The sequence below is a fragment of the Ramlibacter cellulosilyticus genome (assembly GCF_014297465.1).
GTDB lineage: Bacteria > Pseudomonadota > Gammaproteobacteria > Burkholderiales > Burkholderiaceae_C > Ramlibacter > Ramlibacter cellulosilyticus.
Genome location: NZ_JACORT010000009.1, coordinates 72,082 through 86,274, shown reverse-complemented (window position 1 = coordinate 86,274; position 14,193 = coordinate 72,082). Strand labels below are relative to the sequence as shown.

Here is a 14,193-nt window from a genome sequence, read left to right as displayed (position 1 = left end):
GGACGTGAAGTTTTCGACGTTTCCTGCCGAGTCGGTGAAAAAACGCCCCCCGGGGGTGTGCAACACGTGGTTACAGTGCATGTATGAGGATCGAGCTGCCTTCCGCTTCCTGGGCCGACACCGCGCTGCGCGCCGAGGACGACGCGCACACGCTGACCGTCGCCGGCCACACGTCGAGCGACTGGGCTCCGCTGCAGTTCCTGCCGGAACCGGACGCCCTGCTCGCCGTGCGCACCGAAGTGGCCGCGCCGGCGCCGGTGGTGCTCACGCTCACGTTCTGAGCCTGCCGGCTCCCCAAAGGAAAAAGGGCTGCGGATGCAGCCCTTTTCGCTTCTTCGGGAGGGAGGGTCGTGGCGCTTCAGAAGCTCAGTTCACCCGAGGGGATCTTGCCCAGGCGCAGCGCCTGCGCGGCTTCGGCGCGGACGGCCTGCACGCTCACGTTCGACGTGGGCGCGACCAGCACGCGGGAGCCGGCCGGCTCCTGGCTGCGCGCGGCGGGCACGCGCGCGGCTTCGGCCATCACTTCGGCGCGGGTGCGCTGGCCGTCGAACTTGATCGCGAACTGGGAAGCATCGGCTTCGTCGGCACGGGCGACACCGGACACGGCGGCGGCGATGGCGGCGGCGGCGAACAGGAACTTGGCATTCATGGCAGGGACCTTTCAGTGGTTCGGAGATCTGTCTGGATCGGTTGCTGCGGCTCTCCTTGTTTCCCCCGCTGCAACCGTGATCTCACTGTAGGTTTCTCCCTTTAGCCAAGCCTTAGCGCTTTCTTAGCTGACCGTGAGCGTCTCCACGCGCGCAATGAGTCCGCTGCGGTCCTCGCGATTGCGCAGCGTAAGCAACAGCCCCGCGCGTTCCGCCGCGGCGCGGGCGATGGCGAGGCCGAGGCCGCTGCCGTTGGTGCCGTTGCCCGGCACGCGGAAGAAGCGGTCGAACACGCGCGGCAACATGTCCTGCGGGATGCCGGGGCCGGTGTCGACGACCTCCAGCGCGATGCGGCCCTGCGCATGTTCGAGCTTCACGTCGACGACACCGCCTTCTGGCGTGTAGCGCAAGGCGTTCTCGATCAGGTTGTCCAGCACGCTGCGGATGTCGCCGGCCGCGCAGGCGAGCGGGATCGGCGTGCTGGCCTGCTCCGCGCCCGCCACGCCGAGGTCGATGTTGCGCTGGTCGGCCAGGCCGATCAGGGTCGTCACGCTCTCGCGCAGCTGCGCGCGCAGGTCCACGATCGCGGGACCGTCGGCGCCCGCGCTCTCCTGCCGCGAGAGGCGCAGCAACTGGTCGACGAGCCGCTGCGCGCGGCGCACGCCCGCCTCGAGGTGGGCGAAGCGCTGTTCGGCCGCGGGGCAGTTCATGTCATTGCGCATGTTCTCCACCTGCAGCCCGATGGCGGCGATGGGCGTGCGCAGCTCGTGCGCCGCGTCCTGCACGAAGCGGCGCTGCGTCGCGAACGCGTCGCGCAGGCGGCGCAGCAGGCTGTTGAAGGAGGAGACGAGCGGAACGATCTCCTGCGGCACGTTCCGCACCGAGAGCTCGGCGATGTTGTGCTCGTCCTGCTGCGCGGCCTGCCGGCCGATGTCCTGCAGCGCGCGCGACATCGCGCGCGCCACGCCCCACAGCACCGCCATCGCGAGCGGCACCATGAGCAGGAAGGGCGCGATCGCCGCGCCCGCCCGTTCGGCCGCGAGCTTGCCGCGGAAGTCCGCGCTCTGCAGCACCTGCACGCTGTGCGCGCCCGGCTTCACGGGCGGCAGCGTGTAGACCCGCCAGTGGTAGCCGCTGGTCGCGAGGTCATGGAAGCCGGCGCCCTGCTGCAGGGGGACCTGCAGCTCGGGATACGACGTCACCTGCAGCGCGTTGCCGGGGCTCCACGTCTGCACGACGTAGGCGCCCCACTGGTGCACGCGCTCCTTCGTCATGCGCGCGGGCTGCGGCATCTCGTTGGTCGCCAGTGCCTCGGCCAGCTGCTGCATCTGGTCGTCGAGGAACATGTCGACCATCTTGCAGTACGACCAGTACGACACCGCCGCGGAACCGCCGCCCACGACGAGGAAGAGCGGCAGCAGCCACAACATCAGCGCCCGCCGCAGCGAGCACATGGGCCCGGTGGGGAAGACGTGCCATTTCATGCCGATGCTCCCGCGCCGCCGGTCACGCGCCAGCCCAGCCCCCGCACGTTGCGGATGGTGTCCGGCCCGATCTTGCGGCGCATGCCGTGGATCAGGACGTCCACCGCGTTGCTGCTCACCTCTTCGCCCCAGCCGTAGATGCGGTTCTCCAGTTGCTCGCGCGACAGGATGGCGCCCGGACGTTCCAGCAGCGCGTGCAGCAGCGCGAACTCGCGCGCCGAAAGCTGCGAGCGCTCGCCGCCCTGCACCATCACTTCGCGCGTGGTCAGGTCCAGCTGCACGGTGGTGTTGCCGATCACCGAGTGCGCGCTGCCGTCGCGCCGGCGGATGACGGCCCGCATGCGCGCGAGCAGTTCGCGCACCTCATAGGGCTTCAGCAGGTAGTCGTCGGCGCCGAGGTCCAGGCCGGTCACGCGGTCGTCGATCGCGTCGCGCGCGGTGAGCACCAGGACCGGCGTGGTGTTGCCGCGCGAGCGCGCGTGCCGCAGGACCTCCACGCCGTCGCGCTTGGGCAGGCCGAGATCGAGCAGCACGCAGGCGTAGTCGCCGTCGTCCCAGGCGCTCTGCGCCAGCAGGCCGTCCTTGACCCAGTCGACCGACCAGCCCTGGCCCTGCAGGGCCTCGCGCAGGCTGTGGCCGATCATCTCGTCGTCTTCGACCAGCAGGACTCGCATGGCACGGCTTTCCTCATCCACGGGGGGATTCGCAGGATAGCCGTCGATTCTTAGGACCGCGTGAGCGCCCGCACAGGCGCCGGGGACGGCCGGATGTCGGACCGTCGCCGCCCGTCCGCGAGCCCCCTCGCGTCGGGGGGGAGCACGCGCTCCCGCGCCAGGCGGTACGCGGCGTCCGCCTGCCGGCCCGTGCAGCGGGAACGCAACACTCCGCGCCGCCCAACGTTCGTGAGCGCCCGCTTGTCACGCGTGGCGTGCTCCGCTTGCGGCAGCTCAGCAGAATCCGGCGAAAACGCGGTGTTAAGGCAACGGCTTATTAAGCGTAGCTGAATCCCCACGGTCTGAGGGGTCCAGCTTCTAAAACCATAGCACTCAAGCCGTGCAGTATTTGGTGATTTCGTCCGCTTGTTGGCTTGTCGCAACCTGACCGTTTGTTGCAACCAGTTACGAGCAGCGTAGAGTTCCGTTCATTGATCCACGTCGGAACCTGGAATTGAAGACCTGTGGCAGAGCAGAGAAAGAAAGCACGCGCGCGGAGACGTGCGGCCTGGGGAAGGCTGCTGCGGTCCGTGTCCGTCTGCTGTGCCGTGACCCACATGGCCGGCGGCTGGGCTGCCGACGCCGTGCCCAGCGTGCAGTCCCTGGACCGCGCGCAGGCTGAACAGGAGCGATTGAGGAAGATGCTGGAGAGCAAGCCCAAGGCTTACGAGGACAAGGTGATGGACGCGACGCCGCTGCCGCCCGCGCCCGAGCCTGCCACGCCTTCCGCGGCGGAGGCGGGGCTGCGCACGTACCTGTCCGAGAGCCGCCTGGGCTGGGCCCGCTCCGAGAGCGGCCTCGACCTGCGCCAGTCCACCGAACTCGGCCAGCGCCTGGAGTACCGCCAGGAGACGCTCAACTACGGCGACATCCTCCTGCAGGCGGACCTGCGGGCCCACGACGGCACCGACCTCGGCTTCGGCGCGCTGGGTCGCGCCGGCCAACGCACCAGCGGCCGCGTGACGCTGCGCAACGTGGGCCTGCCGGTCACCACGCAGATGTTCGCGGACAGCGTGGTCGGCGACTTCGGCAGCGAGATCACCGATGCGCTGGCGCGCACCTATCGCATGTCGCTGGGCACGAGCACCGTGCGCGGCGCGGCCACGCGCGTGTTCACGGCCACGAGCGACCTGCGCGTCGGCGTCGGCGAGCGCGGCGTGCTGGCCGGCGGCCCGTATCCGGGCTTCGAGAAGAGCCAGGGCAGCATCGCCTGGGCGGGCTACAGCCAGCGCTTCGGCGAGCGGATGTTCGCCGGCGTCCAGGCCAGCCGCGCGACCGAGGTGCCCTCCATCACGCCCGGCCTCTCCGTGGCCCGCGCGGACGTCGGCAGCGTGGCCGCGAGCATCGGCTACGGCCCCGACCTGCTGGAAGACGGCCAGGCGCGCGCGCGCGCCATCCACGTGCGCAGCGAAACGCAGGGCGACGACCGTCCCGGCGCGCAAGGCCTCTTCCTCGAAGGCGCCACGCGCCAGGGGACGGCGCGCCACGAGTTCGGCGTGTACCAGGCCGATCCCTTCCTGCGCTTCGGCGAGTACGTGCTCGCGTCCGACACGCGCGGCGCCTACTGGCGCATCGACGACACGGGACTGCGCCTGAACTGGGGCGCCGGCGTCGACTTCCAGGAGCAGAACGCCGAACGCGACGCCGCCCGCGGCTACCGCCGCACCATCAACGCCAGCGCCAACGCGCAGTACCGCATCGACCGTGACCGCCTCGTCGGCGGCAGCGCCACCGTCCTGAACAGCCGGCACGAGACGGCCGTCGGCACGTCCTCGCTCCTGCAAGGCGGCTCCCGCAGCCTGTACGCGAACGCCTTCTACCAGACCCGCTTCATCGGCTACGGCCGCACGCGCGTGCGCGTGGCAGTGCACCGCAACGAGTCCGTGGTGTCCGGCGACCTGCCCGCGTCCGGCGAGGAGCTGGAGTGGGAGCAGGAATGGCTCGCCGGCGACTACCAGACCGGCCGCCCGGAGCTGAGCACCACGCTGGGCGTCGCCCGCGACCGCAGCAGCGGCGTCAGCACGCTCTCGCCCACCGCGGGCCTGAACTTCCGCATGTGGCCCGCCGTGGCGTGGACCGTCAGCGGCAACCTGCGCTACACGGCCACCGACAGCCACCTCGCGACGTCGCGCGGCCTGTCCGGCACGCTCGACACCGAGCGCCAGCTGCCCGAGGGCTGGGTGGTGGGCGCCTCCGTCAGCCTGAACCAGGCCGTCGTCGAAGTGGCGCCCACCGGGCTGGCCGCGCCGACCGTCACGCGCAGCAACGACAAGTACGCCTCGGTGTACCTGCGCTGGGAAGGCAGCCGCGGCAGCAGCTACCGCACCGCGGGGTCCACGAGCGTGGGCGCGGGCGAGATCGCCGGCGTCGTCTTCTTCGACGCCAACCGCGACGGCGAGCAGCAGGGCGCCGAGAGCGGCGTGCCGAACGTGGAAGTGCTGCTGGACGGCCGGATGCGCACGACGACCGACCGCGCCGGCCGCTTCGTTTTCCCGCTGGTGGGAACGGGACACCACCAGATCACGCTCACGCTGGAGACGGTGCCGCTGCCCTGGGGCGCGGCGTCGGATCGGGCGACGCGTGTCGATGTCCCGCTGCGTGGGCAGGCCGAAGCCCGCATCCCTGTGGTGCGGGTGGGGGACTGAGCATGCGGAATAGCAAGACTCCGTGCGGCGGACGCCACCCGGGTCTCATCTTGTTCGTTGGTTGACCTGGAAGGAAGAGAGAGAGACATGAAGAAGCAACTGAAACTGGCCGCCGCGGCGGCTGCGATCGTGGCGGGCCTGGCCAGTGGCGAGGCCATGGCGGAGAGCACGTATGGCTACGACGCCTCCGCCACGCCCGGTGCAGTGAGCGCGCGGGCCCGCATTCGCATCAATGTGAACACGCCCAAGCTGATCATCCTGCGCGTGGGTAGCGCCAGCGCCACGCAGGATGCACTCGATTTCAACCTGACGCCTTTCATCTCCACGGGCCCCGCCCCGGTGACGGTGGCCGGCAACAACCAGGCGGCGGACTGGGACGGGTCGGCCCCGAGCTTCGCGGCGAGCCCCGTGGGTGCCCTGACGGCCTACCTCTGGCACAACAACGCCGGCGGCGCGGCGCTGACCTGCTCGGCCACCACGCCGTTCACCTCGCTTGCGGCGACCGACATCCTGGTCAGTTCCGGCGCCGGCCTGGCGCACCCCGGCACGGACACCGCCTGCGGCACGCCCGTGTCCGGCCTGGCGCGCAACACCGTGCACCAGGGCACCTGGACCTACAGCGTCGCCGCCAGCGCCATCAACAGCACCGCCGCCGGCAGCGACTTCGAAATCGTGACCTACACGGCCACCGCGCCGTAAGCAACGTGCGCGGGCCGCAGGGGCGGCCCGCACGAGGAGGGAAGCATGAAAAACAATCGTTGGGGAGCGCTGGGTGCAGCGCTGGTGGCCGCGTTCGCCATGGGCGGCGCGCAAGCCGAAAGCACCTACGGCTATTCGTCTTCCGGTGCAGGCACCGTGACCGCCACGGCACGCCTGAACCTGAGCGTGGCGGTGCCGAAGATGATCCTGCTGCGCGTGGGCGCGGCGACCGGCACGGGGGACTCCCTGAACTGGAACGTCACGCAGACCATCCCGGCGGGCGCCGTGGCGCCGGTCAACGGCAACAACACCGCCGTCAACTGGGACGGCAACGCGCCGACCGTGGGCATCTCCGGCACGCAGTCGACGGTCGCCAGCGCGTGGACGAATGCGACCACCGGCACGCTGGGCTGCACTGCCGCCCCCGTGGCACCCGCGGGCGGCCCGACGCTGGCCGACTTCGGCGTGACCGCCAGCGGGGGTGGCACGAACCTCCCGCACCCCGGCGCCACCGTCGGCGCGTGCGCCGGCGGCACGACGTCGGGCTTCACCTCCAACTCGGTGCGCTCCTCCACGTGGACGTACACGCTGGGGGGCACGCCGGCCAGCTGGCCCGCGGGCACCTACACGTCCACGGTGACCTACACCGCGAGCGGCGTGTAGAGTGGCGCACCATGCGCCAAGCGTGCCGTAGTTCATTTCGCCATGCCGCGTTCGCGGCGGCCGCCCTGCTGGGTGCCGCCCCGGACGCCGGCGCGGTCTTCATCAGCACGCCCCTGGGCTCGCCGCCCTCCGTCACGCTGCGGGTCGGCTCGGCCAACAACACCATCAACCGCGTCACCTTCACGGTGAACAACGCGAATGTCATGCCGACGCCGACCCCGGTCATCGGCACGCCCAGTGCCGGCACGCCCCCCACCTCGCCCGCGGGCGGCGTGGAGATCGAGGTGATCACGCGCAACACGGCATCGCTCTTCGACCGCCGCACCATGCGGCTGACGGTGAACTCCTCCACGCCGCTGCAGTGCGTGGCCGGCTCCGGCTGCGGCACCACGGTGATCCCGTTCACGGACATCCGCTGGACGTCCTACAACCTGGAGGCCGGCAACAACGCGGGCCAGGACATCCAGACCGGCAGCTTCGACGGCTCCGGCGCGCAGCAGCTCGCGATCTACGAGAGCGTCATCCTCTTCGGGTTCGGCAGCAGCATCACCATGCGCAACGTGCTGGTCTTCCAGTACGACAACACCACCTTGTACCCCTCGGGCCGCTACCTCGGCCGCGTGGTCTACACCGCGAGCAACCTGTGATCCCCCGCGCCGCGTGCCTGCTCCTCGCGCTGGCGGCGGCCACGTCGGCGCCCGCCGCGGAGCGCCTGGACGACTCGGCCTCGCCGCGCAGCCGGGTGACCCCGCGCGTGGTGCTCACCGACGAAGGCCGGCCGCTGGTGGCCAGCCGCAACCCGACCCGCGCGATCGTGCAGGTGAGGCAGGTGGATTACCGCCTCTCCACCGCGCGCTACGCCGGGCGCCAGGCCCGCATCTACTACGTGATCCCCGCCTTCATCCCCGGCTTGCGCTCGCCCGCCGGCCTGCGCGTGGAGTGGCGCGGCAGCCTCTTCGCGAGCGGCACCGCGCGGCCCGGCGAACGCACGCTCGTGTGGAGCGGCGTCGTGCCCGGCCCGTGGATCAACGAACGCATGGACCTGAACTTCCAGCTGGAGCTGCGCGAAGTGCAGCCGTCGGCCGACGCAAGATTCGAATTCGAGCCCTTCTTCGAGATCGAGGTTTCCCCATGAAGTCCCCCTTCGCGCTGCTTGCAGGCGCCCTGGCGCTCGCCGCCGCATGGCCCGTGCAGGCCGCCCCGTTCGAGGTCGCCGTGTCGCCCTCGCGCTTCGAAGTCGCCGGCAAGCCCGGCGGCCGCATCGGCCAGTCGATCAACATCTTCAACGTCGGCAACACGCCCACCGAAGTCTCGGTGCGCACGCTCGACTGGACCTATTCTGCCGAAGGCAACATCGGCTACCACGAGGAGCTGCTCCCGGGCAGCTGCCGCCCGTGGGTGACCCTCGAGCGCCGCACCGTGCGCGTGCCGCAGCAAGGCAAGCTGGCCGTGCGCTTCCAGGTGGACGTGCCCGCCGGCACGCCGCGCGGCGAGTGCCGCTTCATGCTGGCCCTCGAAGGCGTGGAGCCCGCGTACCAGGCGCAGCTGCAGGGCGGCGGCGCCAGCCTGAGCCTGCCGGTGAGCGGCCGCATCGCGGTGGCCGTGTACGTGGCGGTGGACGGCGCGGCGCCCAAGCTGGAAGTGCGGCAGGTCGGCGTGAAGGCCATCAACGGCAAGCCCACCCCGGTGATCACGGTGGCGAACACCGGCGACGCGCACGGCCGCCTCGACGGCGGCCTCGCCTCCGTCGATGCCAAGGGCCTCAAGTTCGACCTGCTGCCCGAAGGCACGCCGATCATGCCGGGACAGACGCGCACGTTGCCCTTCGCGCCGCGCGCGGAAGGCCAGCAGAAGGCGATCGAGTACACGCTGCCCGTGAAGAGCGAAGGCCAGCTCGATTGGGAGCTGGGCAGCTTCAAGGTGGACGTGGAGTTCAAATGAAGCGTGCCTGGCGCTCGCGTGCCGCCCTGCTCCTGGTCGCCGCGGCGCCTGCGCTCGCCGTGGCGGACCAGGGCACGGACAACGGCGCGAGCCCCAGCACGACGGCCGACCTCGAGTTCCTGGTCGACATCGGCAAGTTCCTGTTCTTCCGCGTGGGCAGCGGCGGCTTCCCGACGGCCAGCGGCACGATCGACACCGTGGCCCTGGACGTGGGCATGACGATCCCGCCGGGCGCGGTGATGGCGGTGCCGGGTGCCGGCACCACCGTGAACTGGGGCGGCACCGCGCCCGCCTTCGTCGCCCCCTCCGCCAACGTGCCGGTGGAAGTGCGCAGCAACGCGGGCCAGATCACCATCCGCGCCAACGTGGTCAGCACCCTCACGAGCGGCGGCAACGTCATCCCGATGTCGCAGATCCTGCTGGCCTCCAGCGACCCCGGCCTGCCCGCCCCGACGCTGCCCAACACCGGCATGAGCGCCACGGTCAACGTGGCGGGCACCGCGTTCAGCAACCTGGTCACGCAGCGCCTGGCGACCTGGACGTTCTCGTACGTCCCCGTGCCGACGCAGCGCGCGGGGACCTATACGGGGCAGATCAGCTTCACGGCGTCGTCGCCCTGAGCGGCAAAGCTTCCGTGCGTAGCCCACGAGTCGTTTCGATCCCGATCGACTCATGAAATGAGTCGATTGGAGGCAATATTCGACTCACGAGTCGATTTGTCGCCATAATCGACTCACTGCCCAGCCTGTGGCGATGCTCCTTGGAATCCCTTCAGTACATCTGGCAGCTTCGCGGATGGCCGCGCCTCTCCTTCGACGAAGAGCATCTCGCCGAGGAGGTTGCGCTCGCGCGCAAGGCGCAGGCCGCGGTGGAGGGAAAGCTGGCCGCGCTGGGCTCGCGTGAGCGGCAGGACCTGGCCGCCGAAGCATGGACACGGGAAGCCCTGGCCACCGCAGCCATCGAAGGCGAGATGCTGGACCTGCTGGCGGTGCGTTCCTCCGTCGCGCAGCGCCTCGGCGCTGCGGCGTTCAAGGGGCCCGCGGCACCGCGCCACGTCGACGGCCTCGTGAGCATCATGGACGACGCCATCGTGAAGGCGAACGAGCCCCTCACGCACGAACGGTTGCAGGCCTGGCAAGCCGCCATCTTCCCCACCGGGTTCTCCGGCATGCGTCCCGTGAAGACGGGGGCGTATCGCCCGGAGGCCATGCAGATCGTGAGCGGCCCGGCGGGCAAGGAGTCGGTGCACTACGAGGCGCCGCCTGCGAGCGACGTCCCTGCGCAGATGCAGGCGTTCCTCGACTGGTTCAACGCCAGCCAGCAGGACAGCCTCGTGAAGGCGGCGCTGTCCCACGTCTGGTTCGAGACCATCCACCCCATGGACGACGGCAACGGGCGGGTGGGACGCAACATCGTGGACCTGTGCCTGGCGCGCGATGCCGGCGAGACCTCCCGGCTGGTTCGCATCTCGCAGCGCCTGCTCGACCAGCGTGAGGCCTACTACAACGAGCTGGGCCGCGCGCAGCATGGCGGGCTGGACGTGACGCCCTGGATGGTGTGGTTCGTGCGACAGGTGCGCATTGCCTGGGAGGCTGCGAGTGCCGTGGTCGACGCGTCGCTGGAAAAGGCCAGGTTCTGGACGGCGCACGCCGACGCGCCGCTGAATGCACGCCAGAGGAAGGCGGTCAACGCCTTGCTGGACGAAGGCCCGGGCGGCTTCGAAGGGGGCATGAGCACGCGCAAGTACGTGAGCCTCACCAGCACTTCGCGGCCCACCGCGTCGCGCGAACTCATCGAGCTGAATGCGCTCGGCGTGCTGAAGCAGTGGGGCGCCGGCCGCTCGACGCGGTACTACGTCAACCTGCCGGGGTGGTTCCCGCAGCAATGAAAAGGCCCCCTGAGCCTGCGCAGCTCAGGGGGCCTTCGGGAAGCCTTCAGGCTTGCTTTGGCTTCAGGCCGCTCCCGGCGGCAGCGCCGCCGCGCTCTCCGGCAGGGCCGGGCCTTCGCCGTACTCGTTGGGGCCGGCGCTCGGCTGCACCAGCCAGTAGATCAGGATGATCCAGCCGATGAAGGGGATCAGCCAGATCAGCTGGAACCAGCCGCTCTTGCCCATGTCGTGCAGGCGGCGCGAGCCGACGGCCAGCGAGGGGATGAGCAGCGCCAGGTTGACCAGCGCGCCGATCATCTCCAGGCGCAGGATGCTGAACAGAAGCCCGACCAGCACGCAGGCCAGGGCGAACCACCAGAACTCCGACCGGCCGGCACGGCCGTTGAAATCCGCGTACTTGTCGCGAACACAGCGCAGGACCGCTTGCTTGAAATCCATCGTGAGAGCCCTCCTTCTTGTTAGGCGCTCGCCATGATACGGAGCGAGGGGTGGAAAGCAACCGCCCCAACGGATCAAAAAACCGTGTCCCAGTCGGCGTCTTCGCGCACCGCGGCACGCAGGTGGAGCAGCGCCTGCTTGTGGATCTGGGAGATGCGCCCCTTGGTGAGCGAGAGCGATTCGGCGACGCGGTCGAACGGAATGCCCTGCAGGTAGTGGCTGCGGACGACGGTTTTCTCCTGCGCAGGCAAACCGTCGACAGCGTGAAGCAGCCGAGCCCTCAGTTGGGCGAGCGCCACACCCCGGTAGAAGGGGTGGTGGCTCGCGCCCTCTGCGGTCTCCACCATGCCGGTCCCCTCGAGCATCCAGCAAAGCGCCAGGCCGATGCCGACCTCCGTCACGAATCGCAGCAACTGCGCGGGTTCGTCCGGCGCGTTCCCGGCCGCGTCCGCACCGGCCAGCGTCTGGAGGTCGTGCAGGCGTTCGTTGCGCAGCCTTTGCCGCGCGGCGATCTGCTGGTGCTTCTCGGTGAGGCGCTCCAGCCCGTTCAGGATCGCCCCCTGCATGCGCCGCGCGGCGAAGGTGCGGAATTGCACGCCTCGCGCCGGATCGAAACGGTCCAGCGCCTCGAGCATGCCCAGCGAGGCGTACTGGAGGAAGTCGCCGAACTCCACGTCGTCGCTGAACCGCCGGCCGTAGAAGTGGGCCGCGATGACTTTCGCGTAAGGCAGGTGCATCCGGAGCAGGGCCGCACGCGCGGCCTCGTCGCCCTCCTCGCGCAGGCGCCGCCACAAGGCGGGCTCGTCGTCGGCCGGGCGCAGCGCGAGGTCCATGCCGCTCAGTGGAAGGACCCGACCAGCGCCTTCAGGACCAGCGCCCACCCGTCCACGAGGACGAAGACGAGGACCTTCAACGGAAGGGCGATCGTGGTGGGCGGCATCATCATCATCCCCAGCGCCATCAGGATGGAAGAGACCACCAGGTCGATGAGGAGGAAGGGCAGGAACAGCAGGATGCCGATCTGGAACGCGGCCCGCAGCTCGGACAGCATGAACGCCGGGATCAGCTGCACGTTGCTCACTTCCTCGATGGCCTGCGGCACCTTCGCCTTCGAGAGCTCGATCATCAGCGCGAGGTCCTGCTCGCGCGTCTGCCGCGTCATGAAGGACCGCAAGGGCTCCATGCCCCTGCCGTACGCCGCCTCCATGCCGATGGTGCCGTCCATGAAAGGCTGGAAGGCCTGCGCGTTCAGCGTCTCCAGCACGGGCGCCATCGTGAACAGCGTGAAGAACAGGGCAAGGCCGATCAGCACCGGATTCGGCGGCGTCTCCGGCATGCCGATGGCCTGCCGCAGCATGGACAGGACGATCACGATGCGCAGGAAGGAGGTGACGCACACGAGCAGCGCCGGCAGGATCGCGAGCACGGTGAGCCCGAGCACGATGCGCAGCGCCTGTGCCGTGTCCGCGGGCGCGAGGTCGACGGCCTTCGCCGTGACGGCCGCGGCTGCAGAAGCGTCCGCGGCAGGCGCCAGCGCGAATGTGGCCACCGCCGCAAGCATGCAGCAGACTTTCATGCGGCTGGCTCCTGCGGTGCCGCGGAGCCGGGCCTGCGCGCCAGCAACTGAAGTTGCTGCCCGGTGCATCCGACGAGCAGCTCCTCGCCGTTCCATCGCACCACGTGCACGCTCGCATGCGCCGTCAGCGCCTGGCTGGAGACTCGCACGGCATGGCTGTCCTCCGCCCCGCCGGCAAGCGGCGGGCGTCGCCGCGCCAGGCGCCGCCACACGGTCCAGGCACCACCTGCACCGACCAGCGTCAGCACCGCGAGCGAGGACCACCAGCCCGGCGCGGAAGGTGGTGCCGCCGCATCGCGCCGCAGGGGCAGGCTCGCGGGCAGGGAGGTGACGGCGGGTGCTGCAGGCGCAGGTTCCGTCGCGGCTGCCGCGGCGGCCCCGCAGGACAACAGGAATGCGAGTCCGATTCGGCGCAGGCAGCGTTCCATGTCACAGCCTCAGGGGCAGCGGCAGCTCGGTAATGCGCACGCCGAACACACCGTCGACCGCGACCAGTTCGCCGCGCGCGACCACCTTGCCTTCCAGCAGCAGGTCCACGGGCTGTTCGACCGCGCGATCGAGCACGAGCACCTCGTGTTCGCGCGCCGACAGCAGCTCGCCGAGCGTCATTTCGGACGTCCCGACGCACACCTGCAGCTTCACCCGGACGCCATGCAAGGGATGGGCATCGCGCATCAAGGCAGCCCCAGGCTCCGTCCCGGCGGCTTCCTGCAGTTCCACCGGCCTCGCCCGCAAGCCGGCGGTGGGGCCTTGCTGGAGGAAGGATTCGATCATCTGGCTCATCGCGTCTCCTGCATCCCGATCGCGCTTTCCGGTCGCGCGAGCTCGATCGCGCGGCGGCCCCTGCTGCGCGCCAGCCAGCCGTCGCACAGGACGGTGCCTTCATGGCACACGCGCGCTGCGACGCCTACCGGATGCTGCAGGCGGATCACGTCACCGAGCTGCAGCCCCGTGACCTCGCCCAGCGGCAGCTCGCACCCGGCCAGTTCCACTTGCACGCGCAACGCTCCGGGCGAGATCGCGTCGTGCAGCGGCACGACGGGCTGCTCCGTCCTTGCACGTGCAGCGACACCCAGGACCGCGCGGACCAGGCCAGCTTCGAGCAACAGGACGCCCTGCCCGGGAAGGCGGGCGATCACGGCGCCGCTCCAGTACGACCACACGGCGTCGGCGGGAGCACCTGGCTCGGCGCTCCATTCCAGCCGGAGGAGCGAAGCGATGCGTGCCTGCGCGTCCTCCGCGCAGCGGCGGGCCACAGCGTGCGTCGCGCAAGCGTCGTCCGCGCTGTCCGCGAGCCAGTCCGGAAGGCCGCACCGATGCGTCCAGCCGTCGGACATCCACGCCGCGCCCCGCTCGCACCTGCCGTGAACCGCCCACCGCACGCCAGGTGCCGAGCCCGCTCGCGCCGGGACACAGCAGACCCGCGTGGCCGCATCCTCGGGCAGGCCCCAATCCGCGGCCCACGGCGCAAGCGCGGATGCGAGCAGGGCCGCCAGCCG

General features: G+C 70.3%; 18 protein-coding genes. 9 read left to right on the top strand and 9 right to left on the bottom strand.

Going from position 1 to position 14,193, the window contains the following annotated elements; translation table 11 throughout:
* Positions 1-83 precede the first annotated feature (83 nt).
* Positions 84-281: a hypothetical protein gene (locus tag H8N03_RS19405; RefSeq protein WP_187077873.1), complete on the top strand. Its 198-nt coding sequence runs from the start codon at positions 84-86 to the stop codon at positions 279-281.
* Positions 282-358: 77 nt separating this feature from the next.
* On the opposite strand, the gene H8N03_RS19400 is transcribed toward H8N03_RS19405, so the two are convergent.
* The 3 genes from H8N03_RS19400 to H8N03_RS19390 form a co-directional block, all read right to left on the bottom strand.
* Positions 359-649, bottom strand: a complete 291-nt coding sequence (locus H8N03_RS19400; protein WP_187077872.1) for a DUF4148 domain-containing protein — start codon at positions 647-649, stop codon at positions 359-361.
* A 123-nt stretch (positions 650-772) separates the two neighbouring features.
* On the bottom strand, positions 773-2,131 hold the full coding sequence (locus H8N03_RS19395) for a sensor histidine kinase (protein WP_187077871.1): 1,359 nt from the start codon (positions 2,129-2,131) through the stop codon (positions 773-775).
* A complete protein-coding gene (locus H8N03_RS19390; RefSeq protein ID WP_187077870.1) occupies positions 2,128-2,805 on the bottom strand; it encodes a response regulator in 678 nt (225 codons plus the stop codon). Before H8N03_RS19390 ends, H8N03_RS19395 begins: the two co-directional genes overlap by 4 nt.
* A 587-nt stretch (positions 2,806-3,392) precedes the next feature.
* Here H8N03_RS19390 and H8N03_RS19385 point away from each other — a divergent pair.
* The 8 genes from H8N03_RS19385 (at position 3,393) to H8N03_RS19350 (ending at position 10,680) form a co-directional block, all read left to right on the top strand.
* Positions 3,393-5,489 carry an SdrD B-like domain-containing protein gene (locus tag H8N03_RS19385; RefSeq protein WP_187077869.1) on the top strand — a complete coding sequence of 699 codons (2,097 nt, stop codon included), beginning with the start codon at positions 3,393-3,395 and terminating at the stop codon, positions 5,487-5,489.
* Positions 5,490-5,576: 87 nt separating this feature from the next.
* Positions 5,577-6,188 (top strand): hypothetical protein, encoded by a 612-nt coding sequence (locus H8N03_RS19380; protein ID WP_187077868.1) that lies wholly within the window; start codon positions 5,577-5,579, stop codon positions 6,186-6,188.
* 45 nt (positions 6,189-6,233) lie between these two features.
* The gene (locus H8N03_RS19375) at positions 6,234-6,851 is read left to right on the top strand and encodes a hypothetical protein (RefSeq protein ID WP_255428299.1); all 618 of its coding nucleotides are present in this window, start codon (positions 6,234-6,236) and stop codon (positions 6,849-6,851) included.
* A gap of 11 nt (positions 6,852-6,862) precedes the next feature.
* On the top strand, positions 6,863-7,498 hold the full coding sequence (locus H8N03_RS19370; protein ID WP_187077867.1) for a hypothetical protein: 636 nt from the start codon (positions 6,863-6,865) through the stop codon (positions 7,496-7,498).
* A complete protein-coding gene (locus tag H8N03_RS19365) occupies positions 7,495-7,986 on the top strand; it encodes a hypothetical protein (protein WP_187077866.1) in 492 nt (163 codons plus the stop codon). The genes H8N03_RS19370 and H8N03_RS19365 overlap by 4 nt, the downstream gene beginning before the upstream one ends.
* Entirely contained in the window at positions 7,983-8,792 is an 810-nt protein-coding gene (locus tag H8N03_RS19360; RefSeq protein ID WP_187077865.1) for a fimbrial biogenesis chaperone, read from the top strand. Before H8N03_RS19365 ends, H8N03_RS19360 begins: the two co-directional genes overlap by 4 nt.
* Entirely contained in the window at positions 8,789-9,412 is a 624-nt protein-coding gene (locus tag H8N03_RS19355; RefSeq protein ID WP_187077864.1) for a hypothetical protein, read from the top strand. The genes H8N03_RS19360 and H8N03_RS19355 overlap by 4 nt, the downstream gene beginning before the upstream one ends.
* Before the next feature lie 140 nt (positions 9,413-9,552).
* On the top strand, positions 9,553-10,680 hold the full coding sequence (locus tag H8N03_RS19350; protein ID WP_187077863.1) for a Fic family protein: 1,128 nt from the start codon (positions 9,553-9,555) through the stop codon (positions 10,678-10,680).
* 63 nt (positions 10,681-10,743) lie between these two features.
* Here the strand turns inward: H8N03_RS19350 and H8N03_RS19345 are convergent, their stop codons facing one another.
* From H8N03_RS19345 to H8N03_RS26035, 6 genes are all read right to left on the bottom strand, one after another.
* Entirely contained in the window at positions 10,744-11,118 is a 375-nt protein-coding gene (locus H8N03_RS19345) for a DUF805 domain-containing protein (RefSeq protein ID WP_187077862.1), read from the bottom strand.
* Between the two features lie 74 nt (positions 11,119-11,192).
* On the bottom strand, positions 11,193-11,951 hold the full coding sequence (locus H8N03_RS19340; RefSeq protein ID WP_187077861.1) for a sigma-70 family RNA polymerase sigma factor: 759 nt from the start codon (positions 11,949-11,951) through the stop codon (positions 11,193-11,195).
* Between the two features lie 5 nt (positions 11,952-11,956).
* The gene (gene fliP, locus H8N03_RS19335; protein ID WP_255428298.1) at positions 11,957-12,694 is read right to left on the bottom strand and encodes a flagellar type III secretion system pore protein FliP; all 738 of its coding nucleotides are present in this window, start codon (positions 12,692-12,694) and stop codon (positions 11,957-11,959) included.
* The gene (locus tag H8N03_RS19330; RefSeq protein WP_187077860.1) at positions 12,691-13,122 is read right to left on the bottom strand and encodes a flagellar biosynthetic protein FliO; all 432 of its coding nucleotides are present in this window, start codon (positions 13,120-13,122) and stop codon (positions 12,691-12,693) included. Before H8N03_RS19330 ends, fliP begins: the two co-directional genes overlap by 4 nt.
* Before the next feature lies 1 nt (position 13,123).
* Positions 13,124-13,477, bottom strand: coding sequence for a FliM/FliN family flagellar motor switch protein (locus H8N03_RS19325; RefSeq protein ID WP_187077859.1), 354 nt, complete (start codon positions 13,475-13,477; stop codon positions 13,124-13,126).
* Complete coding sequence (locus tag H8N03_RS26035; RefSeq protein WP_222623055.1) at positions 13,474-14,031, bottom strand: FliM/FliN family flagellar motor C-terminal domain-containing protein; 558 nt, start codon at positions 14,029-14,031, stop codon at positions 13,474-13,476. The genes H8N03_RS19325 and H8N03_RS26035 overlap by 4 nt, the downstream gene beginning before the upstream one ends.
* Positions 14,032-14,193 lie beyond the last annotated feature (162 nt).